Annotated in this window: 20 protein-coding genes; 8 read left to right on the plus strand and 12 right to left on the minus strand. The window is 63.2% G+C overall.

Annotated features, from left to right (window positions below; all coding sequences use genetic code 11):
- The first annotated feature begins 290 nt into the window (after positions 1–290).
- A complete protein-coding gene (locus HWE01_RS19520) occupies positions 291–1,613 on the plus strand; it encodes a hemolysin family protein (protein ID WP_241822621.1) in 1,323 nt (440 codons plus the stop codon).
- A gap of 37 nt (positions 1,614–1,650) precedes the next feature.
- Here HWE01_RS19520 and HWE01_RS19525 read toward each other — a convergent pair whose 3' ends face one another.
- The 7 genes from HWE01_RS19525 to gntR all read right to left on the minus strand — a co-directional run bounded on the left by HWE01_RS19525 (position 1,651) and on the right by gntR (position 10,305).
- Positions 1,651–2,352 (minus strand): UPF0149 family protein, encoded by a 702-nt coding sequence (locus HWE01_RS19525; RefSeq protein WP_241822622.1) that lies wholly within the window; start codon positions 2,350–2,352, stop codon positions 1,651–1,653.
- A gap of 48 nt (positions 2,353–2,400) precedes the next feature.
- The gene (locus HWE01_RS19530; RefSeq protein ID WP_241822623.1) at positions 2,401–2,880 is read right to left on the minus strand and encodes a helix-turn-helix domain-containing protein; all 480 of its coding nucleotides are present in this window, start codon (positions 2,878–2,880) and stop codon (positions 2,401–2,403) included.
- On the minus strand, positions 2,855–3,160 hold the full coding sequence (locus HWE01_RS19535) for a hypothetical protein (RefSeq protein WP_241822624.1): 306 nt from the start codon (positions 3,158–3,160) through the stop codon (positions 2,855–2,857). Before HWE01_RS19535 ends, HWE01_RS19530 begins: the two co-directional genes overlap by 26 nt.
- Before the next feature lie 98 nt (positions 3,161–3,258).
- Positions 3,259–3,819, minus strand: coding sequence for a M10 family metallopeptidase C-terminal domain-containing protein (locus HWE01_RS19540; RefSeq protein ID WP_241822625.1), 561 nt, complete (start codon positions 3,817–3,819; stop codon positions 3,259–3,261).
- Positions 3,786–6,581 carry a hypothetical protein gene (locus HWE01_RS19545; RefSeq protein ID WP_241822626.1) on the minus strand — a complete coding sequence of 932 codons (2,796 nt, stop codon included), beginning with the start codon at positions 6,579–6,581 and terminating at the stop codon, positions 3,786–3,788. Before HWE01_RS19545 ends, HWE01_RS19540 begins: the two co-directional genes overlap by 34 nt.
- A gap of 635 nt (positions 6,582–7,216) precedes the next feature.
- Positions 7,217–8,977 carry a gamma-glutamyltransferase gene (gene ggt, locus HWE01_RS19550; RefSeq protein ID WP_241822627.1) on the minus strand — a complete coding sequence of 587 codons (1,761 nt, stop codon included), beginning with the start codon at positions 8,975–8,977 and terminating at the stop codon, positions 7,217–7,219.
- A gap of 269 nt (positions 8,978–9,246) precedes the next feature.
- Positions 9,247–10,305 carry an HTH-type transcriptional regulator GntR gene (gene gntR, locus HWE01_RS19555; protein WP_008326199.1) on the minus strand — a complete coding sequence of 353 codons (1,059 nt, stop codon included), beginning with the start codon at positions 10,303–10,305 and terminating at the stop codon, positions 9,247–9,249.
- Positions 10,306–10,750: 445 nt separating this feature from the next.
- On the opposite strand from gntR, the gene HWE01_RS19560 reads away from it, so the two are divergent.
- The 5 genes from HWE01_RS19560 to HWE01_RS19580 all read left to right on the plus strand — a co-directional run bounded on the left by HWE01_RS19560 (position 10,751) and on the right by HWE01_RS19580 (position 17,451).
- Positions 10,751–12,103, plus strand: a complete 1,353-nt coding sequence (locus tag HWE01_RS19560; protein WP_008326201.1) for a GntP family permease — start codon at positions 10,751–10,753, stop codon at positions 12,101–12,103.
- Positions 12,104–12,163: 60 nt separating this feature from the next.
- Positions 12,164–13,717: a gluconokinase gene (gntK, locus tag HWE01_RS19565; protein WP_241822628.1), complete on the plus strand. Its 1,554-nt coding sequence runs from the start codon at positions 12,164–12,166 to the stop codon at positions 13,715–13,717.
- Positions 13,718–13,788: 71 nt separating this feature from the next.
- Positions 13,789–14,583, plus strand: a complete 795-nt coding sequence (locus tag HWE01_RS19570) for an SDR family NAD(P)-dependent oxidoreductase (protein ID WP_241822629.1) — start codon at positions 13,789–13,791, stop codon at positions 14,581–14,583.
- Positions 14,584–14,610: 27 nt separating this feature from the next.
- The gene (locus HWE01_RS19575) at positions 14,611–15,648 is read left to right on the plus strand and encodes an L-idonate 5-dehydrogenase (RefSeq protein ID WP_008326207.1); all 1,038 of its coding nucleotides are present in this window, start codon (positions 14,611–14,613) and stop codon (positions 15,646–15,648) included.
- Between the two features lie 228 nt (positions 15,649–15,876).
- Positions 15,877–17,451, plus strand: coding sequence for a methyl-accepting chemotaxis protein (locus HWE01_RS19580; protein WP_241822630.1), 1,575 nt, complete (start codon positions 15,877–15,879; stop codon positions 17,449–17,451).
- 62 nt (positions 17,452–17,513) lie between these two features.
- Here the strand turns inward: HWE01_RS19580 and tal are convergent, their stop codons facing one another.
- The 4 genes from tal to pgi all read right to left on the minus strand — a co-directional run bounded on the left by tal (position 17,514) and on the right by pgi (position 22,644).
- Complete coding sequence (gene tal / locus HWE01_RS19585) at positions 17,514–18,449, minus strand: transaldolase (RefSeq protein ID WP_008326209.1); 936 nt, start codon at positions 18,447–18,449, stop codon at positions 17,514–17,516.
- 104 nt (positions 18,450–18,553) lie between these two features.
- Positions 18,554–19,408, minus strand: a complete 855-nt coding sequence (locus tag HWE01_RS19590) for an SIS domain-containing protein (RefSeq protein ID WP_034310514.1) — start codon at positions 19,406–19,408, stop codon at positions 18,554–18,556.
- 38 nt (positions 19,409–19,446) lie between these two features.
- Entirely contained in the window at positions 19,447–20,913 is a 1,467-nt protein-coding gene (zwf, locus tag HWE01_RS19595; RefSeq protein WP_008326210.1) for a glucose-6-phosphate dehydrogenase, read from the minus strand.
- Between the two features lie 51 nt (positions 20,914–20,964).
- Entirely contained in the window at positions 20,965–22,644 is a 1,680-nt protein-coding gene (pgi, locus tag HWE01_RS19600; protein ID WP_241822631.1) for a glucose-6-phosphate isomerase, read from the minus strand.
- 321 nt (positions 22,645–22,965) lie between these two features.
- On the opposite strand from pgi, the gene edd reads away from it, so the two are divergent.
- Entirely contained in the window at positions 22,966–24,837 is a 1,872-nt protein-coding gene (gene edd / locus HWE01_RS19605) for a phosphogluconate dehydratase (RefSeq protein WP_008326212.1), read from the plus strand.
- Entirely contained in the window at positions 24,834–25,463 is a 630-nt protein-coding gene (locus HWE01_RS19610; protein ID WP_034336019.1) for a bifunctional 4-hydroxy-2-oxoglutarate aldolase/2-dehydro-3-deoxy-phosphogluconate aldolase, read from the plus strand. The genes edd and HWE01_RS19610 overlap by 4 nt, the downstream gene beginning before the upstream one ends.
- Positions 25,464–25,733: 270 nt before the next feature.
- Here the strand turns inward: HWE01_RS19610 and lgt are convergent, their stop codons facing one another.
- On the minus strand, positions 25,734–26,570 hold the full coding sequence (lgt, locus tag HWE01_RS19615; protein WP_008326215.1) for a prolipoprotein diacylglyceryl transferase: 837 nt from the start codon (positions 26,568–26,570) through the stop codon (positions 25,734–25,736).
- Positions 26,571–26,597: the final 27 nt, after the last annotated feature.

Below are 26,597 nucleotides of genomic sequence, written 5' to 3' on the forward strand. Positions count from 1 at the left end.
CACGACGCGTCGCGCGCCTTGCCAGCGCCCTTTCTGGACAGAACGCATCTCACGCCTATTTATGAAATGGGTTCTAGAAGGAGTGGCAGCCATCCGCGCTGCCGCCTGCCCTCTCCAGGTGGAGCCGCTGCACCGGTCAGGCGTGCGCGCAGGCTCTCATCCTCATGCGGCCTGTGCATAGATGCTTTTTTGACAACGAATCAGGTTCCAAGCCACATGCGTGTTAAATTACGCAGTCCGGACCCGCTCACGGCGTCCGGGCCCGTTGACAACCCCGATAGGAACCCTCGTTGGAAAACATATTGCTGATCGTCGCAGCCTTCTTCCTGGTTGCGTTGAACGGTTTTTTCGTTGCAGCAGAATTCAGTCTGGTCAAGTTGCGTCAAACGCGCATCCGGGCCATCGCCAAGACACAAGGCATGCGCGGCCGTATCCTGGCCGTGGTCCACAACCAGCTCGATGCCTACCTCTCCGCCTGCCAGCTGGGCATCACCCTGGCCTCGCTGGGCCTGGGCTGGATCGGTGAACCGGCGTTCGCCCGCTTGCTCGAACCACTCTTCACCCTGGTCGGCGTGACCAACCAGGAGCTGATTCACGGCGTGTCCTTCGTCTTCGCCTTCTTCGTCATTTCCTTCCTGCACATCGTGGCCGGTGAGCTGGCGCCCAAGTCCATGGCCATCCGCAGCCCCGAGAAGCTGGGCCTGTGGTGTGCCGTACCGCTGTACGGCTTCTACTGGGGCATGTATCCGCTGATCTGGGTGCTCAACGCCAGTTCCAACTGGCTGCTGCGCGTGGCCGGGCTGGGGGCCGGTCATGGTCACGATGCGCATTATTCCTCGGACGAACTCAAGCTCATCCTGCGTGCCGGCAGCAAGAGCGGCAAGAGTGGCAAGTTCACCCGCGATGAATGGAACGTGCTGGCGCAGAGCCTGAACTTCGCCGAACTGGACGTGGCCGACATCATGCGTCCGGCCAGCGAGATCGTGTCCCTGGGCGATGACAAGAGCCTGGAAGAGAACCTCGACATCATCTACCGCAACCGCTATTCGCGTTACCCCTACTTCGGCGCCGAGGGCCAGCAGGTGCTGGGCCTGGTGCACCTCAAGGATGTGTTCCTGGCGCAGCAGGATGGCCGCGCCATCAGCAACCTGAAAGACTACCTGCGCCCGGTGCAGTTCATCTCCCCGGCCCTGCCGGCGCTGGACCTGCTGCGGCGCTTCCGTACCGGCATGCCGCACTTCGCCATCATCGGCAAGAAGGGCCAGCCGCCACAGGGTTTCATCACGCTGGACAACATGCTCAGTTTTCTGGTGGGCGAGATCCGTGACGAATTCCGCCACAACACCGGCGAATGGAGCCGCCAGGATGACGGCACCCTGCTGGGCAAGGGCAGCCTGCCCATCGTGACCCTGGAACACATGCTGGGCATCGACATCGAGTATGACGACAGTATCGACTCCGTCGGCGGCCTGGTGATGGAAAAACTGGGCGACCTGCCCAAGGAAGGCCAGAAGATCGAGTTCCCCGCCTTCGATGTGGTCATCAAACGCATGTCGGGGCCGAAGATCGTGCTGGTGAAGGTCTATCCCAAAACACTGGACGCGCGCGACTGAGCCGCATCGCCGAGTGCGCCTGCCGGGTGGCGTGGTCTCAATGCAGGGTGGGCGTGCGCACCGCGCAGCAGTATTTGTATTTCTGCCCGCTTCCGCAGGGACAGGCACGTTCGTCATCCAGCACAAAGCCCTTGCAGTGCATGGGCAGCCCATAGCTCTGCTGGCGCTGCGGGGCGAAGTGGCGATAGATCTGCGTCAGGTCCGTCATCATGGTGTGCAGCAGTTCCTCCCGACGGTCCGCAGCGATGGCCGGTGGACGCGTTGCCGGATCGGGGGAGTGCTCATGCAGCAGGACCATGATGGCCAACATGCACTCACTCATCTCCTCGGTCTCCATCAGCGTGTGCCACCCCGCCGGACGACACCGCACCCCGCGCATGAAGCCCCAGGCCCAATCGTTGCCGCCGACCATGCCGTGCTCATCCACCATCAACACGGGCAGGTAGATACCACCTTGCCTCATCGTCCGATGCAGGGCCGAGGAAATCGTGTTCCAGTGGCGCATGATGAGGCTCAGTACCGTGCAGGCATGGTCTTCACTGTCAAAGGCCGGTTCACCACCAAAGATGACCGGCAGATACTCGCCCGGCAGCACCACCTCCGGACTGCACACGAGCGCGGCAAAGAAGCCGTCGAGCATTTCGATGTTCATGGCCCACGGCTTCATGTTGTCGAGGAGCTCGCTGAGGGTGTCGAGTTCTTCATCGGACAGGGGCTGCTGAATCAGTTGGTTGTGCATGGGGGTTCCTTTCTCAGGGGACATTGGGTGCCTCGGCCTCATCGGGCCTCAGGAGTCAGGCGTGGGGTGCCAGGCACTCGGCGGGTCCTGGCAGGGAGCGCTGCCTGCGGCGAGCTGTGGCGCTGGCGGGATCGGGTGTGGGGTTCGTATCAATTCCTCCATCAAAAAACTGGCGGCATAGACCAGAAACGCCTTGCCATTGGAATCGGCGCGCGCATAGTTGGCCACCAGCGCGGCGACCTCGCTTCTGAAGAGACTGCTGGTCGTGTTGGCACTCTGGCCGCTGAGCAGCCAGGTGATGTCGATGCCGAACTGCTCGTGCATGTTGCGCAGCAGCTTGCCACCGGGGATGCAGCGTCCGTGCTCGATCTGGCAGATGTGGTTGGGCGCGGTCTCCAGCGCTCGGGCGAAGAGATTCTGGCTGATGCCCATCTTGAGGCGAAGGGTGCGCAGGCGTTGGCCGATGGCGAGTTTGTATGAATCCATGATGTCGGTGGCGGTGTCATAGGTCTTGCTGGTCGCGATCACGCTCTTGCCGCAACGCACTGGCGGTGGCGGAGGCGTGGTTGAACCAGTCCGGTGGCAGCAGCAGGGCGCTGTTCCAGTAAGCGGCATCGGTGAGCTGGGGCAGGGCAATGCCGGGCGCATTGCAGTCCTGCGACACCTTGGCCGCGACCGTGTCAGGATGCTCCGGGCCGCTCAGCCAGGCGCGGTCTTCCTGCTGCGCGCAGAGGCGTTCCACCAGCATGGGGAGGTCTTCGTTGCCGGGCCGCCAGAAGTCGCGGCCGTCGCCTATTGTTCGGGACATACATTGGGTCTCCTTCCTTTCTCGATTTCAGTGATGAGTCCGGCAGCGGTTCCCGGCCCTTTGGGTGGGCCGGGGTGCTGCTGACGGAGCGGTGAGGCTTACAGACCGAAGATGCTCTTGGTGTTGGTGTCGTAGTTGAAAGGCACGGTGGGCAGGTACAGGGTGTACTTATCCGTTCCTGGCCCTGCGCCATCCAGATCGATTACCAGCTTGGTGCCGCCGCCGGATGCGCTCTGCTCGGCACGCGGGGCAAACTGCTGCCAGTTGGCGTTGGTGATGTTCTGGTAGTTCATCTGATGGTCACCCTGGCGTAAAAACACCTTCACCTTGTCCACCCCCAGCTGGAAATCGCTGATGGTGGCCTCCAGGTTCGTGGCTGCCGTGCCAAACTTGCCCACGGTCACGGTGTCCCGACCGCTACCCGTCTCGATGACGGTCGCTTGCCGATCCTTGGTGGTGCCGACCAGGATTTCATCGTCACCCGGCCCGCCCTTGGCGTTTTCCAGCTTTTGCGCCACCCAGTAGTAGCCCAGCGTCAGGTTTTGCACGGTGGTGGTCTGGCCCTTGCTGTCACTGGTGCCCATCACCAACTTGTCCAGCGCGACATCCAGTGCGCCGGAGAACGCTAGTTGGATACTCTTGGTATCGTTGCTATCCACGGCAACAGGCTTGATGAAGAGGCTTGCACCTTCCTCCAGGCCACTTTTGTTGATGGGACGGGAGGAGTCACGCTGGGACCCGGCAAGTGTGGCATCCAGGTCAAGGACAGGGGGATGGACGCGCCGCTGCTGTCGTGGGTGAGTTTGTCGATGGTGCTGGCATCGATCGTGTCTCCCAGGAAGGAAATGCCGGTACTCCTGGCCGCAGTGAGCTTTTGCTCATTCAGGCCCAGGGCCACGAAGTCTTCCCGGTCGGGCTTGGGCGACGCGTCCTTGGCGATGCCGTTGGCGGCATCGATGACGTGCTGCGCGGCGCCGATGAGCTGCGTGAGCAGATCGGCCTTCAGTCCGATCAGGGTGTAATCGTTGATGGTGAGGGCGGGATCTGCGTTGCCGGGTGTGCCATCGGCGGCCTGGAAGATGTGCTCGTAAGCCGTGACGATGGACTGCACCAGGCGCGGGCTGGCGGTCTGGGCTGACTGCACCGTCGGGCTGGCCAGGGTGGAATTGATGGCCGCCAGATTGCTGCCATCGATCTTGTCCACGCCCATGGCGCGATAGTCAGTCGCATCGGGGACGGGCTTGCTGTCGTCGTCGGCGTAGGCGTTGATCTTGAGCTGCGCATCCTGGGCCTTGGTGGCGAGGTTTTGCAGCTTCACCAGACTGTCGATATCCTGGCCGCCGTCAGGACTGAGCCGGATCGCGCCGATCACGGCCTGCAGGGTGCCGCTGGGCGGCGCGCTCACCCCCAGCGTGGTCAACTGGCTCTGGAGGCGGGCCAGCGCCTCTTCAGTCAAGGGCGTGGCATCCAGGGCCTCGATCTTGCCCTTGGCCAGCGCGTGAATGGCGTTGGCGGCCTGTACCAGGATGTTGATCTTGGGGACGGTGTTGATGTCGTCGACCGTCTTGCCGTGCAGTACCGAATTGAGCAACTGCGCGGCGTTGGCGGGGAGAGTCACTTCCACGCCGATGGCGGCATAGTCGGCGGCAGTGGGATCGGGTGCGGCGTTGGTGGTATCTCCGGCCTCATTGAGGATGCGCAGATAGGCATCGACAATGGTTTGCAGATCACGCGGCCTGGCCACGGCAGCCCCATTGACCTTGGAGGTCGCCAAGGCGCTGTTGATGGCGGTGACGTGCAATGTATCGTCGATGCCGACGATGCCGAGGTTCTGATAGTCGGTCCTGGTCGGTGCCGGGTTGGTGTTGCTGTCGGCGTAGGCCCTGATTTTTGCGGAGGCGTCGAGGGCCTTCTGTTTGACCTCATTGAGGCTGTCGATGGTTCGGACCTGGCTGCCATCATCGCGCGTACCGGTGATGCCTGAGCGCACCACTTCCATCTGATCTTCGGTCAGGGTGGTCTTGAGCAGTTCATTGATGTCGCTGGCGCTCAGGGCGGTTTCCTTCTCCCTGGCCAGGCGCACGGCGCGCGCGGCGATGCCGGCCAGGCGGTCCAGCACGGTTGCCTGATCAGGGTAGGTCTTCTTGTCCAGTCGTACCAGGTTGGCAATGGCCTTGAGGGCCGCACCATAGTTCTGGGTCTCCGTACTCAGGGCACTGTTGAAGTTCGGGTTGGCGATGCCGATGGTGCGTCCGTTGGCGGCGGCTACCGTGGTGACCACCACCTCGGTGGCCAGGGCATCGACCTTGAAGAAGCCGCTCACGGCATTGTTGGCGGCAATGATGCGTTCTGCATTGACTTCGGGCTGGTCGGCCAGGCGCAGTACGCCCTGGTCCAGGCCGGCCTTGAGCAGCGCCAGTTCGGTCAGTGCCGTGACGTTGACGGTCTGGTTGCCGCCGCTGGCCACGACCGCCGCGCGCAGAGGCAGGGCGCCCAGGTCGGTTTGCAGCTGGGTGCCTTCATCGATGAAGTTGTCGGCCAGGCCCGGGGTGTTGTCGCGCACCACCAGCAGCATCGGGCCCTTGTAGAGGGCGCGGTTGAGTTTCAGGGTGTACTTGCCGTCGACCACCGCTACGGTCTCGCTCAGGGCATTGCCCAGTGCGTCATAGGCCGTAATGTTCGCATTCTGGATGGCGCCCAGCGCGACGCTGCCCCGGAGGTCGCTCGCGGACGGATCGGCCGTGCCTGCGCCGCTGCCGGCTGCAGCGCCTGCGCCAGCACCTGCACCGCCGCTGTTGCCGTTAGCAGCGCCACCACCGCCGCCACTGCTGCCACCACCACCACCACCACCGCCGCCGGCCGCCGCCAGCAATGCCAGTGCACCGGCGGCAATGGGCCATTGCACGCCCCAGTTCTTTTCATTCTGCGAGTTGATTTCGGCATCGGCGATCTGGCTCTGGTTGTCGGGGGATTTCGTGGGCGTGAAGTTGGGACGCTCGGTATTGCCGCCGCTGCCATGGGTGTCGGTAGCGACGGCCGGGTCGCGCTCTCCCGGTTCGACGACGACCGGCTTGTCGCCGTCCTCCTCCTCGTCCTTGCGGGCTTTCTTGTTTTTCGCGTTGTTCTGGTTGTAGCGGGTGATTTCCTTGGAGCTGACGGTGAGGTTGGCTTCGGGCGAGACATCGATCTTGTCGATCTGCTGGAACACGCTGGCCAGCGGCAGCTTGCCATCGGCGAACTGCAGGGAGGATTCCGGTGCGCTCATGGCACTGACGGCGCCATTGTTGATGATGATGCGGTCGCCATTCATCAGGATCAGCATCAGGTCCACGTCGAGGGCGCGCACGTCCTTGATGGTCTTGATCGAGATGTTTTTGAGATAGGCGTCGGCGTCGGACAGCTTCAGGACGGTGATGGTCATGGTGGTACTCCCTAGGAATTGACAAGTCGAAATCGGGTCACGCACGCTCTCCTCGATCAATGCAAGCCGATAGCACGACATGGACGGTGTGCCATGTCGGTGCGACATGAATGCGCAAGGGGATAAATAACGTGCTCAGTGACAAACGCCTGCCATAGTGATGGCGTGAATTTGTCCTGATAAGGGGATCAAGGGAATAAAAGGGAAAAACAAAAAATTAACGAAATGCGACTCTTAGCATTTCGATGTTTGTCTCGAAATATTTCTTATCTACTTTTGAATTTATTCAGAAACAAAGCGTAGTGAAAGATGGATGTGCTTGGAAAGCCGCCACGGAAGCGGATTTCAGGGATTGGCGTACGTTTCTTGAAATCGGATGGACTGCCGAGAGAGAAAATTCGCCAGAGTTCGAAGAAATTTATTGTGCCAGATGGACGATAAGTTTTTATTGCCGACTACCGGGTTCAGTTGAGCAACTGAAAAGATGAATTTTTATTTGAGTGCCGACACTGATGTGCAAGACGCTGGTCGGGATGGCGACAAAAAAATGGCTCCCGACCAGTCAGTCGGGAGCCATGTTCGGTGCCGGGTACAGCGCCTGATCCGGCGGCTGATTCGGTGGCCGGTTCAGTGCATCAGAAGCCCAGGGTACGGCCATCCGGATTGCGCGGATCCGAGAAGCCGTCGAAACCATCCGGCTTGATCTGGATGGTCTGGGTACGGCCCATGGAGGGTTGCACGCTGATCTTCTGGCCCTTGTCCTGGAGGATCTTGAGGGTGTCGGCCGACAGGCCCTTTTCCACGCGCAGCTGGTCCGGCACCCACTGGTGGTGGATGCGCGGGGTGATGGTGGCTTCGGCCACGTTCATGTCGTGGTCGATCACGTTGAGGATGGTCTGCAGGGTGGTGGTGATGATGCGGCTGCCGCCGGGGCTGCCGGTGACCAGGAAGGGCTTGCCGTCCTTGAGCACGAAGGTGGGCGACATCGACGACAGCGGGCGCTTGTAGGGACCGACCGCATTGGCGTCGCCGCCGATGAGGCCGAACGCATTGGGCACGCCCGGCTTGGCAGCGAAGTCATCCATCTCGTTGTTGAGCGTGATGCCAGTGCCGGCGGCGACGATGCCGCTGCCGAAGTTCAGGTTCAACGTGTAGGTCGTGGCGACCAGGTTGCCGTCCTTGTCGGCCACCGAGAAGTGGGTGGTCTGGTCGCTTTCATATGGTTGTGGCTGGCCCGGCTTGATCTCGGCCGAGGGCGTGGCGCGGTCGGGGTTGATCTTCTTGGCCAGTTCGTCGGCATAGGCGCGCGAGATCAGGCCCTTGACCGGGACCTTGGTGAAATCCGGATCGCCCAGGTATTCGGAGCGGTCGGCATAGGCCAGCTTCATGGCTTCGGCCATCAGGTGGATGGTCTGGGCGCTGTCGGCACCGTACTGCTTGAGCGGATAGCGTTCGAGGATGTTCATCATCTGGATGATGTGGACACCGCCCGAGCTCGGCGGCGGCATCGACATGACCTGGTAGCCGCGATAGTTGCCCGAGACCGGCACGCGTTCGACGACCTTGTAGTTCTTCAGGTCTTCGGCGCTGATGAGGCCGCCGTGCTTGTCCATCTCGGCCACGATCTTCCTGGCGATGGCGCCGTCATAGAAGGCCTTCGGACCTTCCTTGGCGATCAGGCGCAGCGACTTGGCCAGGTCCTTCTGGACCAGCATTTCGCCTTCCTTGAGCGGGCGGCCGTCCTTGAAGAAGATCGCCTTGGAGGAATCCCACTGGCCCAGGTGTTCGCGCTCGGCCGAGAGGATCAGTGCCAGGCTGCGGCTGACCGGATAACCCTTGTCGGCCAGTTCGATGGCTGGCTGGATGACCTGCGACAGCTTCATCGTGCCGTACTTGGAGAGCGCATGCGACAGCCCCGCCACCGTGCCCGGCACGCCCACGGCCAGGTGGGTGTAGAGCGAGCGGCCCGGGACCACGTTGCCCTTGTCGTCCAGGTACATGTTGCGGGTGGCGCGCTGCGGGGCCATCTCGCGGAAGTCCAGGGCGACGTTCTTGCCGGTCTTGGCATCGTGGATCATCATGAAACCACCGCCGCCGATGTTGCCCGCGTTGGGCAGCACCACAGCCAGCGCAAAGCCCACGGCCACACCGGCGTCAACCGCATTGCCGCCCTTTTTGAGGATATCCACGCCGACCTTGGTGGCCAGTTCCTGTTCGGTGGCCACCATGCCGTGCTGGCTGTGGACCGGGCTGATGATGTCATAGGTCAGGTCGTACTTGACCACGGGCGCCGCAGCGGGCGCCGTCTGGGCGCTGGCCGGCAGGAAGGCCAGCGCGCCGCACAGGGGCAGCAGCGCCATGGCGGCGGGTTTGCAAAGACCGGTGAATGTCTGCATGAGGGATACTCCTGGTGATCCGGATTTGAGAATCTGGATATTATTTATAAGAATGTCGCCCGCCTCTGCCTCGCTGCCTCTCTGCATTCTTGCATCACATGGAGGACATGACGCTGCACATCTGCATTGCTGCAAGGACGAACGACATTGGGAGATTGTAGAGAATGGCGGTTTTCTGTCCAGAGCCACGACACGACAATGGATGGATGATTGGCGCCGATTCGTCCACCGATGCGGGGGATGCGGCTCGGGTCGGCTACTGTCGCGCTTCAGGTACTCTCGCGCACGGCCAGCTCGAAACCCAGGTCCAGCCGGCCCTTGGGGATGTCCTCGCCCTTGAGCTGACGCACCAGCATTTCGGCGGACTTGTAGCCGATGTCGTAACGCGGCGTGACCACGGTGGTGATGGAGGGCGTGGCACAGGCCGCCCAGGAGAGGTCATTGAAGCCCGCAATGGCCATCTCGCGCGGCACGCTGATGCCCTGGCGCTGGCATTCGAAGAGGGCGCCCAGGGCCAGGTCATCATTGCAGCAGAACACCGAATCGCAGTGCGGATGCTGTTCCAGCACCCGGCGCAGCAGTTGCGCGCCCATGTCCACGGTGGTGGGCTCGGGCAGCAGGACTTCAATCTCGGGCGTGATCCCGGCTTCCAGCAAGCCTTTGCGGAAGCCTTCGCGGCGCTTCATCATGCGCGGATCCAGCTGCGCCGCCAGGAAGGCCGGACGGCGGTAGCCGCGTTCCACCAGGTGTCTGGCCACCGCATGACCGGCGCGGGTCTGGGAGAAGCCGACCGAGAAATCCTGCTGGCTGCGGCCCAGGTCGAACATGCGCACCGCAGGAATGTCGCGGCTGGCGGGACGCGCCTGGAGGATCTCATGCTGTTGGCTGCTGGAGAGCAGGAAGCCGGCCGGCGCATGCGCCAGGTAGGTGGCGATGAGCTGCTCCTCCTTGGCCCGCGCATAGCCGGTCTCGCCGATGAGGAACTGGTAACCGGCGTGGGCCAGATAATCGCGGATGCCCGAGAGGGTCTCGATGAAGACCGCATTGGTGAGCGAGGGCACCAGTACCGCGATCACCTGCGAGCGCGCCGAAGCCAGGGTGGAGGCAGCCTGGTTGGGCACGTAGCCGAGCCGGGCGATGGCCTCCAGGATGCGCTGGCGTGACTGTTCCTGCACCAGACCGGGATTTTTCAGCGCACGCGAGACCGTCATCGGACTCACCCCGGCCTCGGCCGCCACGTCGATGATGGTGACGCGCCCGGTGGCACGGCTGCCACGCACGGCGGATGGGGACTTGGGCTTGGACTTGGGTGCTGCGCGCTGGGTCATGGAGGCAGGGGAGGACGGTCGTTCAGGGTGGCGACATGATACCTGCTTGCGCTGCGCTCTTGGCGGCCTGGAAGTCCTTTCATGTATTTCCGCAAAACAATGGATATCGCCTCCTCCTCTGCTGTGCCCGCGCTTCTGCCGCACCGCAACACAACAAGTGTTTGACCGCTGCAAAATGTTAGCGTTATCATCGCGCCCCATGTTAACGCTAACATCCGAACCTCCGGGCACACGGCGGCGGCTGGCTGAGACATACCACACTCAGGAACGGAGCTCGTCGCATCCCGGCGGGTTCCGCAATAAAACACTACGCAGATAGTGCAGATGCCGTGCCTTCCATCAGGACAGGCCGCAGGAGACGTTTGCCCCATGCCGCCAGGTGGGCCGCGCCGCTGCGCCCATGTCCGGTTCGGTACGCCATCGGCTATCGGCAATCGGAGATCCCATGCTGGGCATGAGCCACGACGCCACCTTGCTGTTCAATGCAGTCATTGCGATCCTCGCGCTGATCCTGATGATCACGCGCCTGCGCATCCACCCCTTCATCGCCCTGACGATCACCTCGGGCTTCCTTGGCCTGATCTCGGGCATGCCACTGCCCAAGATCGTCAAGTCCTTCCAGGACGGCTTTGGTGGCGTGCTCGGTTTCGTGGGCATCGTGCTGGGCCTGGGGACCATGCTGGGCAAGCTGATGGCCGAATCCGGCGGGGCTGACCAGATTTCCCAGACGCTGGTGCGCGCCTTCGGCCGCGAACGGGTGCACTGGGCCATGATGATGGGCGCCTTCCTGGTCGGCATTCCGCTGTTCTTCGAGATCGGCTTCGTGCTGCTGATCCCGCTGGTGTTCATCGTGGCGCGCCGCTCGGGGGTGCCGCTGTTCAAGATCGGCATGCCCATGCTGGCCAGCCTGTCGGTCATGCACGGCCTGGTGCCGCCGCATCCGGGGCCGCTGCTGGCCATCGGCATCTTTGGTGCCGACATCGGCAAGACCATCTTCTACGGTCTGCTGGTGGGCCTGCCGACCGTCATCATCGCCGGTCCCTTGTTCGGTGCCTTCATCTCTCGCTACGTCAACATCAAGCCCTCCGAGGAACTGATGGCGCAACTGGCGCGTGAGCCGCAGACCACCAACCTGCCGGGCTTCACCACCACCCTGGTGACGGTGCTGCTGCCAGTGTTCCTGATGCTGCTCAAGACCTTCGTCGACGTCACCCTGCCTGAAGGCCACGCCGTGCGCGACCTGATGGACTTCATCGGCAACCCCATTGTGGCGCTGCTGGCCGCGCTGCTGCTGGCCATCTGGACCTTTGGCATCGCCCGTGGCTTCAGCCGCCAGCAAGTGCTCAAATTCGTCGACCAGAGCCTGGCCCCGACGGCGGCCATCGTGCTCATCATCGGCGCCGGTGGCGGCTTCAAGCAGATGCTGGTCAGTTCCGGCGTGGGCACCGCCATCGGTCAGTTGGCCGTGCATGCACAGATTTCGCCGCTGTTGCTGGCCTGGTTCGTGGCGGGCGTGATCCGCGTGGCCACCGGTTCGGCCACGGTCGCCACCATCACCGGCGCGGGCATCGTGGCCCCGCTGGTGGCGCTGATCCCCGGCACCAACAAGGAACTGCTGGTACTGGCCACCGGTGCCGGATCGCTGATCCTGTCGCACGTCAACGATGCCGGCTTCTGGCTGGTCAAGGAATACTTCAACATGAGCGTCGGTGAGACCTTCAAGACCTGGACGGTGATGGAAACCCTGATCTCGGTTGTTGCTATCATCTTCATCATGTTGCTCAACCTGGTCGTCTAAGACCACACGCAACGCCCGGCTGGTCCGGGCGTCTTGCTTTGTCCCATAAGGAAAATTCACATGTCCTCTTCCGCACCCACCATGCTCGGCGTCGATATCGGCACCACCAGCACCAAGACCGTGGTCTTCACGCTTGATGGCAAGGTGGTGGCCCAGCATGCAGAGCAATATCCGGTCCTCTGTACCGAACCGGGCATGGCGGAACAGGACCCGGACCAGATCGTGGCCGCTGCGCTGGCCTCCATCGCCGGGGCCGTCAAGGCCGCCGGGGTGGCGCCCGGAGACATCGCGCTGCTGTGCTTCAGCGCGGCCATGCACAGCGTCATTGCGCTGGATGCGGAGGATCGCCTGCTCTCCAACAGCATCACCTGGGGCGATATCCGCGCCGCGGTCTGGGCCGAACGCATCAAGCACGAGCATGACGGCAATGCCATCTATCGCCGTACCGGCACACCGATTCACCCGATGTCACCGCTGTGCAAGCTGATGTGGCTGCGCCATGAAAAGCCGGAGATTTTCCACAAGGCGGCGCGCTTCGTCGGCATCAAGGAATACCTGCTGTACCAGCTCTTCGGTGAGTGGGTGGTGGACCATTCCATCGCCTCGGCCACCGGCATGTTCAATCTGCGGGAACTGGCCTGGGACAAGGGCGCGCTGGACCTGCTGGGTGTGCGGCCCGAGCAGTTGCCCAAGCCGGTGCCGACCACGCACCGCCTGCCGGCGTTGTCGCCGGAGATGGCCCGGCGCCTGGGCCTGTCGGTCGATACGCCCTTCATCATCGGCGCCAATGACGGGGTGCTCTCCAACCTGGGCGTCAACGCCATCGAGGTCGGCCATGTGGCCGTGACCATCGGCACTTCCGGTGCCATGCGCACGGTGATCGACCAACCGCTGACCGATCCGCATGGCCGCCTGTTCTGCTATGCCCTGACTGAAAATCACTGGGTGGTCGGTGGCCCCGTCAACAATGGCGGCAACATCTTCCGCTGGGTGCGCGACGAGCTGGCCACGGCCGAAGCGGCAGCGGCGCGCGAAGAGGGCGTCGATCCCTATGAAGCCCTGACCCGCATCGCCGAGCAGGTGCGGCCCGGTGCCGAGGGCCTGCTGTTCCATCCCTTCATGGCCGGGGAGCGCGCGCCGCTGTGGAATGCCGACCTGCGCGGTTCCTTCTTCGGTCTGGCCCTGCATCATGGCAAGCACCACATGATCCGCGCGGCGCTGGAAGGGGTGATCTTCAATCTCTACAGCATCCTTCCCGCGCTGGAGGAACTGGTCGGGCCGACCAAACGCATGATGGCCACCGGCGGCTTCGCCCGGTCGGCCCTGTGGCGCCAGATGATGGCCGACATCTTCAACCGCGAAGTGGTGGTGCCGGAGAGTGTGGAATCGTCCTGTCTCGGCGCAGCCGTGCTGGGCGCCTGGGCGCTGGGCCTGGTGCCGTCGCTGTCGGTCATCTCGGGCATGGTCGGTTCGACCAATCAGCACGTCCCCGAGGCAGATGCGGTGGCGGTCTATGGCCGCCTGCAACCCATCTTTGCAGCCATTCCGGCCAAGCTGGAGGCGGAGTATCACGCCATCGCCGCCTTCCAGCGCGAGACCGGAAAGCAGCACTGAGTCCTGTTTTGCGCCATCACGGGCAGGGCAGGGTTTGACAACGAAATTTCCGACAAGAAGAAAGACACCTCATGACCATCAAGACCACCCCATTGCCCGCAGGTTTGCAGGGCTTTTCCCTGGAGGGCAAGCTGGCCCTCATCACCGGTTCCTCCGGTGGTATCGGCCTGGCGCTGGCACGCGGCATGGCTGAAGCGGGCGCGGCCATCGTGCTCAACGGACGTGATGCCGGCAAGCTGGCGACCGTCGCGGCGCAATTGCGTGCCGAGGGCCATACCATCCATGAAGCCAGTTTCGATGCGACCTCTGCCGAGGACGTGAAGGCCGCGGTGCAGAAGATCGAAAGCGAAATCGGCGCCATCGGCATCCTGGTCAACAATGCCGGCATCCAGCGCCGCAATCCGCTGGAAGAGTTCAAGGAATCGGACTGGCACGACCTCATCAACACCAATCTCAACAGCGTCTTCTATGCCGCGCAAGCCGTGGCGCGCCACATGATCCCGCGTGGCGCGGGCAAGATCATCAATATCTGCTCGGTGCAGAGCGAGCTGGGCCGTCCCGGCATCGCCCCCTACACCGCCACCAAGGGCGCGGTGAAGATGTTCACCAAGGGCATGGCCATCGACTGGGGCAAGTACGGCATCCAGGTCAATGGCCTGGGCCCCGGCTATTTCAAGACCGAGATGAACATGGCTCTGGTCAACGATGCCAAGTTCACTGACTGGCTGGTGGCGCGCACGCCCTCGCGCCGCTGGGGCGATGTGGAAGACCTGGTGGGTGCGGCCGTGTTCCTGGCCAGCGACGCCTCGCGCTTCGTCAATGGTCACATCCTGTATGTGGATGGTGGCGTGACGGCTACCTTGTAAATCATTTGGCTCATTTCGGAGAAGACCATGCAAGAAGGACTCGTCATTCACGCGCCGCACGACCTGCGCATCCAGGCCCTGGAGACCGGCACCCTGCAGCCGCAACAGCTGAAGGTCAAGGTCAAGGCCGGCGGCATCTGCGGCTCGGACCTGCACTACTATCACCACGGCGGTTTTGGCGTGGTGCGCATCAAGGAACCGATGGTACTGGGCCATGAAGTCTCGGGCCAGATCGCCGAAGTCGGTTCGGCCATCACCGACATTGCACCGGGCACCCGCATCGCCATCTCGCCCAGCCGTCCGTGTGGCGTGTGCAAGTACTGCCAGGAAGGCAAGCAGAACCACTGCCTGGACATGCGCTTCTATGGCAGCGCCATGCGCACGCCCCACGTGCAGGGTGCGTTCCGCCAGGAAATCATCATCGAACGTTCGCAGGCCCACATCGTGGCCGATCATGTCAGCGATGGCGAGGCCGCCATGGCCGAACCGCTGTCGGTGGCGCTACATGCAGTGCGCCGCGCCGGTCCGCTGGTGGGCAAGCGGGTGCTGGTGACCGGTTGCGGTCCGATCGGTGCATTGGTGGTGGTGGCAGCGCGCCGCGCCGGTGCGCTGGAAGTGGTGGTCACCGACGTGGCCAGCATGCCGCTGCAAGCGGCCCTGCAAGTGGGTGCGGACCGAGCCATCAACATGGCCGAGACGCCCGATGCCCTCAAGGGCTATGCCGCCGACAAGGGAAGCTTCGATGTGCTCTTCGAAGCCAGCGGCAATGAACGCGCGCTGGTGGGCGCGCTCGAAGCGCTGCGTCCGCAAGCCATCATCGTGCAGGTCGGCCTGGGTGGCGATATCCAGTTCCCGGCCAATCTGCTGGTGGGCAAGGAGCTGGACTGGCGCGGTGCCTTCCGCTTCCATGAAGAGTTCGCCATGGCCGTGGAACTGATGAATCGCAAGCTGGTGGACGTGAAGCCCCTGATCACGGCGACTTATCCCATCGCCCAGGCGGTGGAGGCCTTCGAGATTGCCGGGGATCGTTCGCGCATGATGAAGGTGCAGATCAGTTTTGACTGAACCTGCACGGCGGCTTGCGCGCGGGGGCGCCGTCAGATGGAGGGAGAATGCCATCGCGCAGTGTTGCGCGGTGGCATTTTTCTTTTCCGCCTCCTGCATGGTGGATACCGGCCTTGATTGACAAGCCAGGCCGTGCGCTATAAGTTCGTTGCCAAAACGGCAGGGCGCAGCTCGGAGGGAGCGCGCTCTGGCATATCGCCATCGCCACACCTCTGGGGGGAGGAAATCATGTCCAGGCCAGGATTTCGCACGCTGACCGTGGGTCAGCGCCTGTCGGTGCTGATCCTGCTGGCTTTGCTGGGGCTGGTCGCCACGGCGGCTGTCAGCTTGCGTCAGATCGAGAATGTCTACAACGCCGCCAATTATGCGCAGCTCAACACCGTGCCCAGTGTCACCACGCTTGACGATGCACAGGCTGCCTTCAATGCCATCCAGGGACGCCTCTATCAGTATCTGGTGGATCCCGAGCCGCTCGACCGCGCCCGGCTCCTCAAGGAAGTGGAGGCGCAGCACGCGCGCCTGAACCGTTATCTCAAGAACTATGCGGATGCCTATATCACCGACGAGACCGATGCGGCCATGCTGGCCGATGATCAGTCCCGCATCGTCGCCTTCGATGAGGTGGCGCGGCGCTTGCTGAAGGTGGCCGATGAAGACCGCAGCGAGAACAAGCTGCCTCAGGCCATGCTTGAATTCCGGGCCGCCATCGATGCCGTGCAGGTGACTTTCGGGCGCCACCGTTCCTACAACGTTGCGCTGGGCGAGGCCGGTGCGCTCAGTGCGCGCGCGATCATCAGCGATGCGCTGGAGACGGTCACCCTGCTGGCTGGCGGGGTGCTGCTGATACTGCTCGGTGCCGGCTGGCTGCTTGGACGGACTCTGTTGCGGCAGATGGGCGGCGAGCCGGGAGATGTGGTGACGGTGATGCAGCGGCTCGCCGATGGCGACCTGGTCCAGAAGGTCAGGGTCAAGACGCGTTACCGGGACAGCATGATGCACGCCATCCAGAAGATGATGGATCGTCTCTGCCTGGTGGTGAGCGAGGTGCGCGGCAATGCCGAAGGTCTGGTCAGTACTGCCGAGGAGGTCAGCGCTACCGCGCAATCCCTGTCGCGCGCCTCCACCGAGCAGGCTTCCGGGGTTGAGCAGACCAGCACGGCACTGGAGCTGATCCACAAATCCATCCTCAGTACCGCGCAGAATGCGCGGCTAACCGACCAGATCGCCTCTGCCGCCGCGGTCGAGGCGCGGGCCTGTGCCGATACCGTCAAGCAGATGGTGGACGCGATCCAGCAGATCGCCGGCAAGATTGCGGTCATCGACGACATCGCCTACCAGACCAACCTGCTGGCCCTGAACGCGACCATTGAAGCGGCACATGCCGGCGAGCACGGCTCCGGTTTTGCGGTGGTGGCTGCCGAAGTGCGTCGGCTGGCCGAGCGCAGCCAGTGGGCTGCGCAGGAGATCGACGAGCTCGCCCGCAGCAACGTGACGCTCGCCTGCGCCGCCGAGCGCCAGCTCAACGACATGGTGCCCACCATTGCCCGCACCTCGGCGCTGGTGCAGGACATCGTGCAATCCTCCGAGAATCAGTCGGCGGGCGTGAGCCAGATCAGCCAGGCGGCCAGCCAGCTGGCGCAAGTGATTCAGCAGAATTCGCTCAGTTCGGAAGAACTGGCGGTGACCTCGGAAGAACTGAACCGCCGCGCGGTGCAGTTGCAGACGACCGTGAGTTTCTTCCGGTGCCAGCCGGCGCGTGGCAGGCCGGCCAGCCTGACCCGGGAAGCGGCGACCATGGTTTGATCATCCGCTTGATCGGGGCCGTCGGGTCGGCCCTCCTGAGGCGACTGCCTGTATCGGCTTGCTCAACGCAATGCGTCGACGATCTGCTCCAGCTTCACTGCGTCGGCGGCGAACTGGCGGATGCCTTCGGCCAGTTTTTCGGTAGCCATCGCATCGCCGTTCAAGGCCAGGCGGAAGGCTTTTTCGTCCAGCGAGATGCGCTCGATCTGGGCGGCATCAGCCGCTTCCTGGCTCAGCTTGCGCTCGACCGGTCCATCGGTGTCGGCCAGCTTTTGCAGCAGGTCGGGGCTGATGGTGAGCAGGTCGCAACCGGCCAGTTCCACGATCTGCGAGGTGTTGCGGAAGCTCGCGCCCATCACTTCGGTGGCGTAGCCGAACTTGCGGTAGTAGTTGTAGACGGACTTGACCGACTGCACACCCGGATCATCGCTGCCGGTGTACTCCTGCCCGGTGGACTTCTTGTACCAGTCATAGATGCGGCCGACGAAGGGCGAGATCAGCTGGACACGCGCTTCGGCGCAGGCAATGGCTTGCGGCAGCGAGAACAGCAGGGTCAGGTTGCAGCGGATGCCATCCTTCTCCAGGATCTCGGCGGCACGGATGCCTTCCCAGGTGGACGCGATCTTGATCAACACGCGTTCGCGGGCGATGCCGGCCTCCTCATACAGGCGGATCAACTCGCGGCCCTTGGCCACCGTTCCCGCGGTATCGAAGGACAGGCGCGCATCGGTCTCGGTGGAGACGCGGCCCGGGATGAGCTTCAGGATTTCCAGGCCGAAGGCGATCAGCAGGCGGTCGATGATCTCATCGGTGCTCTTGCCGGCATGGGCCTTGACGACCGACTCCAGCAGCGGCTTGTACTCGGCCTTCTGCACGGCTTTGAGGATCAGCGAGGGATTGGTGGTGGCATCCTGCGGGGCGAAGGCTTTCATCGCCTGGAAGTCGCCGGTATCGGCCACGATGGTGGTGTACTGCTTCAACTGGTCAAGCTGGCTCATGGAAAGTCCTGTTGCTAAAGAGAATGAAGGGGACAAGGCATTGTACGCATTGGCGCTGCGCTGTCTGTCGGTCAATGAGTGATCCTTGATCCGTCGCAGTCCTCTCAACGGAAGAAGGAGTCGAACTGCATGTCGAATTTCTGCAGGGACTTCTGGGCGTTCTGCATCTTCTTGCGGAATTCCGGTCCGCGTCGCAGGGCCAGGCCCACGGCGAGGATGTCGATCACCACCAGGTGCGCCAGGCGCGCCGAGATGGGCGTATAGGGATCGATGTTGAAGGACAGGTCGATGGGCACCAGTACCGTGGCCAGTTCGGCCAGGGGAGTGCCGGACGGACCCAGCACGATGATGTCGGCACCGCCCTTGCGCGCCAATTGGATCGAGCGCAGCAGGGCGGCATTGCCGCCGCGCTGCGAGATCGCCACCACGCAGTCACCGGCTTTCAACAACGAGGCCGCGATGCTGTGGATGTGCGGGTCAGAGTAGGCCACCGTCGGTACACCCGAGCGGAAGAACTTGTGCTGGGCATCGTTGGCCACGATGCCGGACGTACCCTGGCCGTAGAACTCGATCTTGTTGGCGCGCGCCAGCACGTCCAGCGCCAGCTGGATGGCGTCCGGATTCAAATGGTTGCGCAGATCCAGCAGGGTATTGATGGAGCGGCTGCAGATCTTGTTGACCAGATCGGCCGCCAGGTCATCCTGGGCCAGCGTCTCATCCGCGCCCGGCAGGGCCAGCGCCAGACTCTGCGCCAGCTTGAGCTTGAAATCATGCCAGCCCTCGTAACCGATGGCGCGGCAGAAGCGGATCACGGTCGGTTCCGACACTTCCGCATTCTTGGCCAGCGCCGTCAGGTTCTCAGCCAATGCCAGCTGCGGATTGGCGAGGATGGTCGCGGCCACCTTCTTCTCCGACTTGGAGAGGGAGTTGATGTGGGTGCGAATGGAGTCGAGCAGCATGGACATGACGTGGACCTGATGACGCTAGGGGCCGGGCCTCAGACCTCGGGCAGCGCTTCTTCGCGCCACTGCAGGCCATCGCGACCGATGAGGGCGCTGGCCGCCGCCGGTCCCCAGGTGCCGGCGTTGTAGGGCACGGGGTCGGCTTCCTGCTGGTCCCAGTAGTTCAGGATCGGTTCCACCCACTCCCAGGCGGCTTCCAGTTCGTCGCTGCGCATGAACAGGGTCAGATGGCCGCGCAGCACATCCAGCAGCAGGCGCTCGTAGGCATCCATGCGCGGGGTCTTGAATTTCTCGCGGAAGTCCAGCTCCAGTTCCACCGGGCGCAGACGCATGCCGTCGCCGGGCTGCTTGGCCATCAGGTTCATGTGCAGGCCCTCGTCGGGCTGCAGGCGGATCACCAGGCAGTTGGGCGTGTCGTTCTGGTGGGCGAAGATGGAATGCGGCACGCTCTTGAAGCGCACCACGATCTCGGCCAGCGAATCGGCCATGCGCTTGCCGGTGCGCAGGTAGAAGGGCACGCCGGCCCAGCGCCAGGTATCGATCTCGGCCTTCACGGCCACATAGGTCTCGGTGCGGGAATCGGGATTGGCATCGGCTTCCTTGCGATAGCCGGGGACGGCCACGCCATCGACGTGACCGGCGCGGTACTGGCCGCGCACCACGTTCATGGCCAGCGTGGTCGGGGTAAAGCGCTTGAGCGAGCGCAGCACCTTCAGTTTTTCGTCACGCACGGCATCGGCCGAATTGGAGACGGGCGGCTCCATGGCCACGATACACAGCAGTTGCAGCAGGTGGTTCTGCAGCATGTCGCGCAGGGCGCCGGAGGTGTCGTAGTAATCGAAGCGGCCGCCCACGCCGAGCTCTTCGGCGATGGTGATCTGCACATCGGAAATCCATTCGCGGCGCCACAGCGGCTCGAACAGCACGTTGCCGAAGCGCAGCGCCAGCAGGTTCTGCACGGCTTCCTTGCCGAGGTAGTGGTCGATACGGAAGATCTGCGATTCCTGGAAGAAGCGGCCCACCTGCGCATTGATGTTGCGGGCGCTTTCCAGGTCGCGGCCCAGCGGCTTTTCCAGCACCACGCGCGAGGTTGGCGTGACCAGGCCGGCCTTGGAGAGATTCTCGCAGATGGAGGCGAACAGGCTGGGCGGCGTGGCCAGGTAGAACACGCGGGCCAGGCCGTCGACCTCGCGCAGGGCCTCCTTCAGGTGGCTGAAGCTGTCGGCTTCCCTGGCGTTGACCGAGGCGTATTGGAGGCGACCGGTGAAACGTTCCCAGACGGTGGCGTCCATGTTGGCGGCCGGTACGTGGGGTTTGGAATCCTTTTCCACCAGCTTGAGGAAATCCTCGCGCGATTTGTCGTCGCGGCCCAGGCAGATGATGCGCGCATCTGCCGGCAGGTCGCGGGCGCGATCGCGGGCGTAGAGTGCCGGCAGCAGCTTGCGCATCGACAGGTCGCCGGTGCCGCCGAATAAAACCAGATCGAAATCAGAAGTAGCCATGGTGTGTGTTGTCTCTTGTGCGTGAAGTAGCGGATCGGCGCTACGTGGTTGCTAGCCTTGCTGCGCAGCGCGGCTGGTGTCGCGGGCCTGGCGCGCCAGGGCGATCAGGGCGCTGGTGGAGGCGTCGTGCTGCGCGACATTCGGTGCGGTATCGGACTTCAGTTCGGCCAGGATGGTTTTGGCCAGGACCTTGCCCAGTTCCACGCCCCACTGGTCGAAACTGTTGATGCCCCAGATCGCGCCCTGCACGAAGGTCTTGTGTTCGTACAGCGCAATCATCGCGCCCAGCGCATGCGGGCTCAGTTCGGGCAGCAGCAGGGTGTTGCTGGGACGGTTGCCGTCAAAGGTTTTGTGCGGGATCAGCGCCGCGAGTTCCGCTTCCGGCAAGCCCTGCGCCTGCAGGTCGGCGCGTACTTCGTCGGCATCCTTGCCGCGCATGAAGGCTTCGGACTGCGCGAAGCAGTTCGCCAGCAGCGCCTCCTGATGCTCGGCGATGGCGTGCGAGGGCTTGAGCACGGCAATGAAATCGATGGGCGTGATGTCCGTGCCCTGGTGCAGCAGCTGGAAATAGGCGTGCTGGCCGTTGGTACCCACATCGCCCCAGATGGCCGGGCAGGTTTGCACCGAGACCGGTGTGCCGTCACGGGTGATGCGCTTGCCGTTGCTCTCCATGTCCAGTTGCTGCAGGTAGGCCGGGAAGAAGCGCAGCCATTGATGATAGGGCGCGATGGTGAGCGAGGCGCTGTCGAGGAAGTTGCGGTTCCAGATCCCGATCAAGGCCTGGATCACGGGCATGTTCGATTCCAGCGGTGCTTCGCGGAAATGACGGTCCATGGCGTGGGCACCGGCCAGGAACTGCGCGAAGTGGTCGTAGCCGATCAGCAGCGCGATCGGCAGACCGATGGCCGACCACACCGAGTAGCGGCCGCCGACCCAGTCCCAGAAGGGGAACATGTTCGCGGTATCGATGCCGAAGGCCGAGACTTCCCCGGCATTGGTGGAGACGGCCACGAAATGCCTGGCCAGATCTTCGGACTTGCCATGCTGCAAGAACCACGCGCGCGCCGACTTGGCGTTGAGCATGGTTTCCTGGGTGGTGAAGGTCTTGGAGGCGACGATGAAGAGCGTGGTCTCGGGATCGATGCGCGAGAGCACCTCATCCAGATCATGGCCATCGACGTTGGACACGAAGTGCGCCGTCAGGCGCGCATGGCGATACTCGCGCAGGGCCGTGCAGACCATCTGCGGACCGAGGAAGGAGCCGCCGATGCCGATGTTGACGATGTCGGTGATCTCGCGTCCGGTATAGCCGCGCCAGGCGCCGCTGCGCACCCGCTCGGAGAAGTCGCGCATGTGCTGCAGAACGGTGTGAACCTCCGGCGCCACCGGCTGTCCGTCCACTTGGGCGGTGCGGTCATCGGCCGGTGCGCGCAAGGCCGTGTGCAGGACGGCGCGTTGTTCGGTAAAGTTGATCTTCGCGCCGCCAAACATGGCTTCGCGCAGCGCTTCCACGCCGCGCTCACGGGCCAGGCTCATCAGCAGGCCGAGCGTGTCGGCGTTGAGGCGGTTCTTGGAGTAATCCAGCAGCAGCCCGGCAGCACGCACGTGCATGCGTTCGAAGCGGTCGGGCTGGCGCACGAACAGGTCGCGCAGATGCCATTGAACTGCCGTGGCGTGATGTGCTTGCAATGCCTTGAAGGCGGCCGTGTCGGTCAGGGCGGTGGTGTGCATGAGTTGGAGGTCGGTTGGCGGTCGTGATCGGGTAGCAGCGAGGCCGTGCCGGTCATGTTCTCGGGACAACGCAGATGACTATACATCAAATGCCGTCAAAGTGGTAGTTTCACTACAGTTTATGACAGCCCCGTTACGTTGCTGCACGGCATCGGCGGGATGAGCGTCAAAGTCCGAAGTGATACGGGTTTTGAAGCGCAATGGTGGTGACCAATGAAAAGACGGGCAGCACTGGCCTGTCGCGGTGCTCTAAGTGTATGATTTCATTCGGCCAAAATTGTGTAGTAAAATTACAGTGTTAACGCTAACAGGAAACCGACAATGCCTCTCCACGCTACCTTAGCCAGCGTCACCCAACGCATCGCCGAACGTAGCCGTCCTTACCGGACCGCTTATCTCGAACGCCTGGAAGCGGCTCGCCGCAAGGGCGCACAGCGCGGCGCGCTGGCCTGTACCAACCTGGCGCACGGCTTCGCCGCCTTCCCTGCCAATGACAAGCTCAAGCTCAAGGAAGACAAGGCACCGTCGCTGGCCATCGTTTCGGCCTACAACGACATGCTGTCGGCGCACCAGCCCTTCGAGCGTTTCCCTCAGATTCTGAAAGATGCCGCCCGTGAAGCCGGTGCCGTGGCGCAGTTCGCCGGCGGCACTCCGGCCATGTGCGATGGTGTGACCCAGGGCCAGAGCGGCATGGAACTGTCGCTGTTCTCGCGCGACGCCATTGCCATGGCCACTGCCATCGCGCTGTCGCACAACATGTTTGATGCCGCGTTGTATCTTGGCGTGTGCGACAAGATCGTGCCGGGCCTGCTGATCGGTGCGTTGCACTTCGGCCATCTCCCTGCCGTGTTCGTGCCTGCCGGTCCGATGACCAGCGGCATGAGCAACAGCGACAAGGTCAAGATCCGCCAGCTCTACACGGCCGGCAAGATTGGTCGCGCCGAGTTGCTGGAAGCCGAATCCAAGTCCTACCACGGTGCCGGTACCTGTACCTTCTACGGCACCGCCAACAGCAACCAGATGTTGATGGAAGCCATGGGCCTGCACCTGCCGGGCGCCGCTTTCATTACGCCGAATACGCCACTGCGCGATGCGCTCACTGCGGCGGCCGCCAAGCAGGCCGCCAAGATCACCGATCTTGGTTCGCAATACACGCCGGTGGGCCGCATGATCGACGAGAAGGCCATCGTCAACGCCATCGTCGCGCTGCATGCCACGGGCGGCTCCACCAACCACACCCTGCACCTGGTGGCCATCGCCAAGGCGGCCGGCATCGTGATCGACTGGGATGACTTCGACAAGCTTTCTGCAGTGGTGCCGCTGATCACCAAGATCTATCCCAATGGCACCGCCGACGTGAACCACTTCCATGCGGCCGGTGGCACCGGCTTCGTACTGCGTGAACTGATCGACGCCGGGCTGATGCACGACGACGTCACCACCATCCTCGGCCAGGGGCTGCGTCAGCATTGCAAGGAACCGATGCTGGCGGCCGAGGGTGAGAATGGCCGTCCCGGCATCGTCACCTGGCATGATGCACCGGCCAAGAGTGGCGACGAAGGCGTGCTGGGCACGGTGGCCAAGCCGTTTGCTGCGGATGGTGGGCTCAAGCTGCTGCAGGGCAACCTCGGCCGTGCGGTCATCAAGATTTCGGCAGTCAAGCCCGAGCATCGTGTGGTGGAAGCGCCGGCCGTGGTGTTCCACTCGCAGGAAGCCTTCATGGCCGCCTTCAAGGCGGGCGAGCTGGACCGTGATTTCGTGGCCGTCATCACCTTCCAGGGACCGCGCGCCAACGGCATGCCCGAGTTGCATTCGCTGACGCCGGCACTGGGCATCCTGCAGGACAAGGGGCGTCACGTGGCGCTGGTCACTGATGGCCGCATGTCGGGCGCATCGGGTAAAGTACCGGCGGCGATCCACGTCACCCCTGAAGTGCTGGGCGGTGGCCCGCTGGGCCGTGTGCGTACCGGTGACCTCATCCGTCTGGATGCCGATGCGGGTACCCTGCAAGCCAAGGTGGATGCGGCCGAGTGGGAAGCACGTGGCCAGGACAGCAGCGACCTGTCGGGAAATCAGCACGGCATGGGCCGCGAATTGTTCAGCCTGTTCCGCAACGCGGTGGGAACCGCAGAAGAGGGCGGCGCCACCTTCGGCCTGCCGCCGATTTTTGAGAAAGAGAAAGTCACGGTATGAAGACCACACTGGAAATCATGCGCGCCTCGCCGGTCATCCCGGTGATCGCCATCGACAAGTTCGAACACGCCGTGCCGCTGGCGCGCGCCCTGGTCGCGGGCGGCATCCGCGTGCTGGAAATCACCCTGCGCACCGAACACGGCCTGCCGGCCATTCGCGCCATTGCCGAGTCGGTGCCGGACGCCATCGTCGGTGTCGGTACGTTGACTTCGCCCGAAGAGTTCACGGCCTCGCGCGATGCGGGCGCGGTCTTTGGTGTCTCGCCTGGCCTGACCCCGGCGCTGATCGAAGCGGCCAAGCGCAGCGGCCTGCCGCTGCTGCCGGGTGTGATGACGCCTTCCGAAGTGATGGCGGCGCGCGAAGCGGGCTTCCGTCAGCTGAAGCTGTTCCCGGCCGTGCCGGCCGGTGGCGTGGGCATGCTCAACGGTATCGCCGGTCCCTTGTCGGACGTGTCTTTCTGTCCCACGGGCGGTATCACGCAAGAGACCGCACCGCAGTTCCTGGCCTGCAAGAACGTGGTCTGCGTGGGCGGTTCGTGGCTGACCCCGAAGGCGGCCATCGAGGCCGGTGACTGGGACAAGATCACCGAGATTGCCAAGGCGGCGGCTGCGTTGAAGAAGGCTTGAGTTTTCCACAGCCTTGAGAGAAGGCGGTCGCGGGTTTCTCAGGCCGCCTGATCGAATCAAAAAGCCCCGGTTTGCAGCCGGGGCTTTTTGTTTTGCTCATCTCCTGCTGCCCAGCAGGGTGCTCAGGCCGATCAGGAGCACGCTTGTCGTGATGATGATGAGTCGTTTCATTGGATTGTTCAGGATGGTGGCTGCATGGTGATGAACCAGGAAAAAGGGCGGGCGCGATTGATTCGCTGCCCGCCCTTTTTCTTTACCTGCTTTTACTTTTCATTCCTTGGCGACCGCTGCCGGCACCAAAGGCGGCTGCGCTTGCTGCTTGAGCCTGTAAGCCAGCACCAGCAGAATGATCCCCAGCACGATCATCGGCACCGACAGCATCTGCCCCGCCGAGATGGTGATGCCACCGAAATGCACCTCATAATCCGGCACCCGGAAATACTCGGTGAAGAAGCGCGCGCAGCCATACAGCAGCGAGAACATGGCCGCTACCGCCATGCGCGGACGGGCATGGCGCGCGAAGATCCACAGGATGATGAACAGCAGGATGCCATCGACCAGCATCTGGTAGATCGGCGAAGGATGGCGCGGGATGTTGTCCACGTTGGGCCAGATCATCGCCCAGGGCAGCGAGGGATCGGCCGGACGGCCCGGCAGTTCGGCATTGATGAAGTTGCCCAGGCGACCGGCCGCGTAGCCCAGCGGCACCAGCGGCGCGATGAAGTCCATGATGTCCATCAGGTTGCGCCCGCGCTTGCGTCCCCACAGGTACATTGCCAGCAGCACCCCGAGGAAGCCGCCGTGGAAGGACATGCCGCCCTTCCACACCGCGATCATGTCAGCCGGATGGGCAAAGTAATACGCCGGATTGTAGAACAGGATCTCCCCCAGCCGCCCGCCCACTACCACCCCGAGCACGCCATAGAAGAGCATGTCGTCCAGGTCCTCCTTCTTCCAGCCGACGGCGGCGATGTGCGGTTGCTTGATGCGCAGGCGGCCCACGGCGATGAATTGAGCGAAGGCCAGCAGATACATGAGGCCGTACCAGTGGACGGCCAGCGGCCCGATGTGGATGGCGATCGGGTCGGGCATGGGGTGGACGAGCATGAGTTTGATCTTTCTGTTGTTGGGCGG

The sequence above is a fragment of the Herbaspirillum sp. C7C8 genome (assembly GCF_022627875.1).
GTDB lineage: Bacteria > Pseudomonadota > Gammaproteobacteria > Burkholderiales > Burkholderiaceae_D > Herbaspirillum.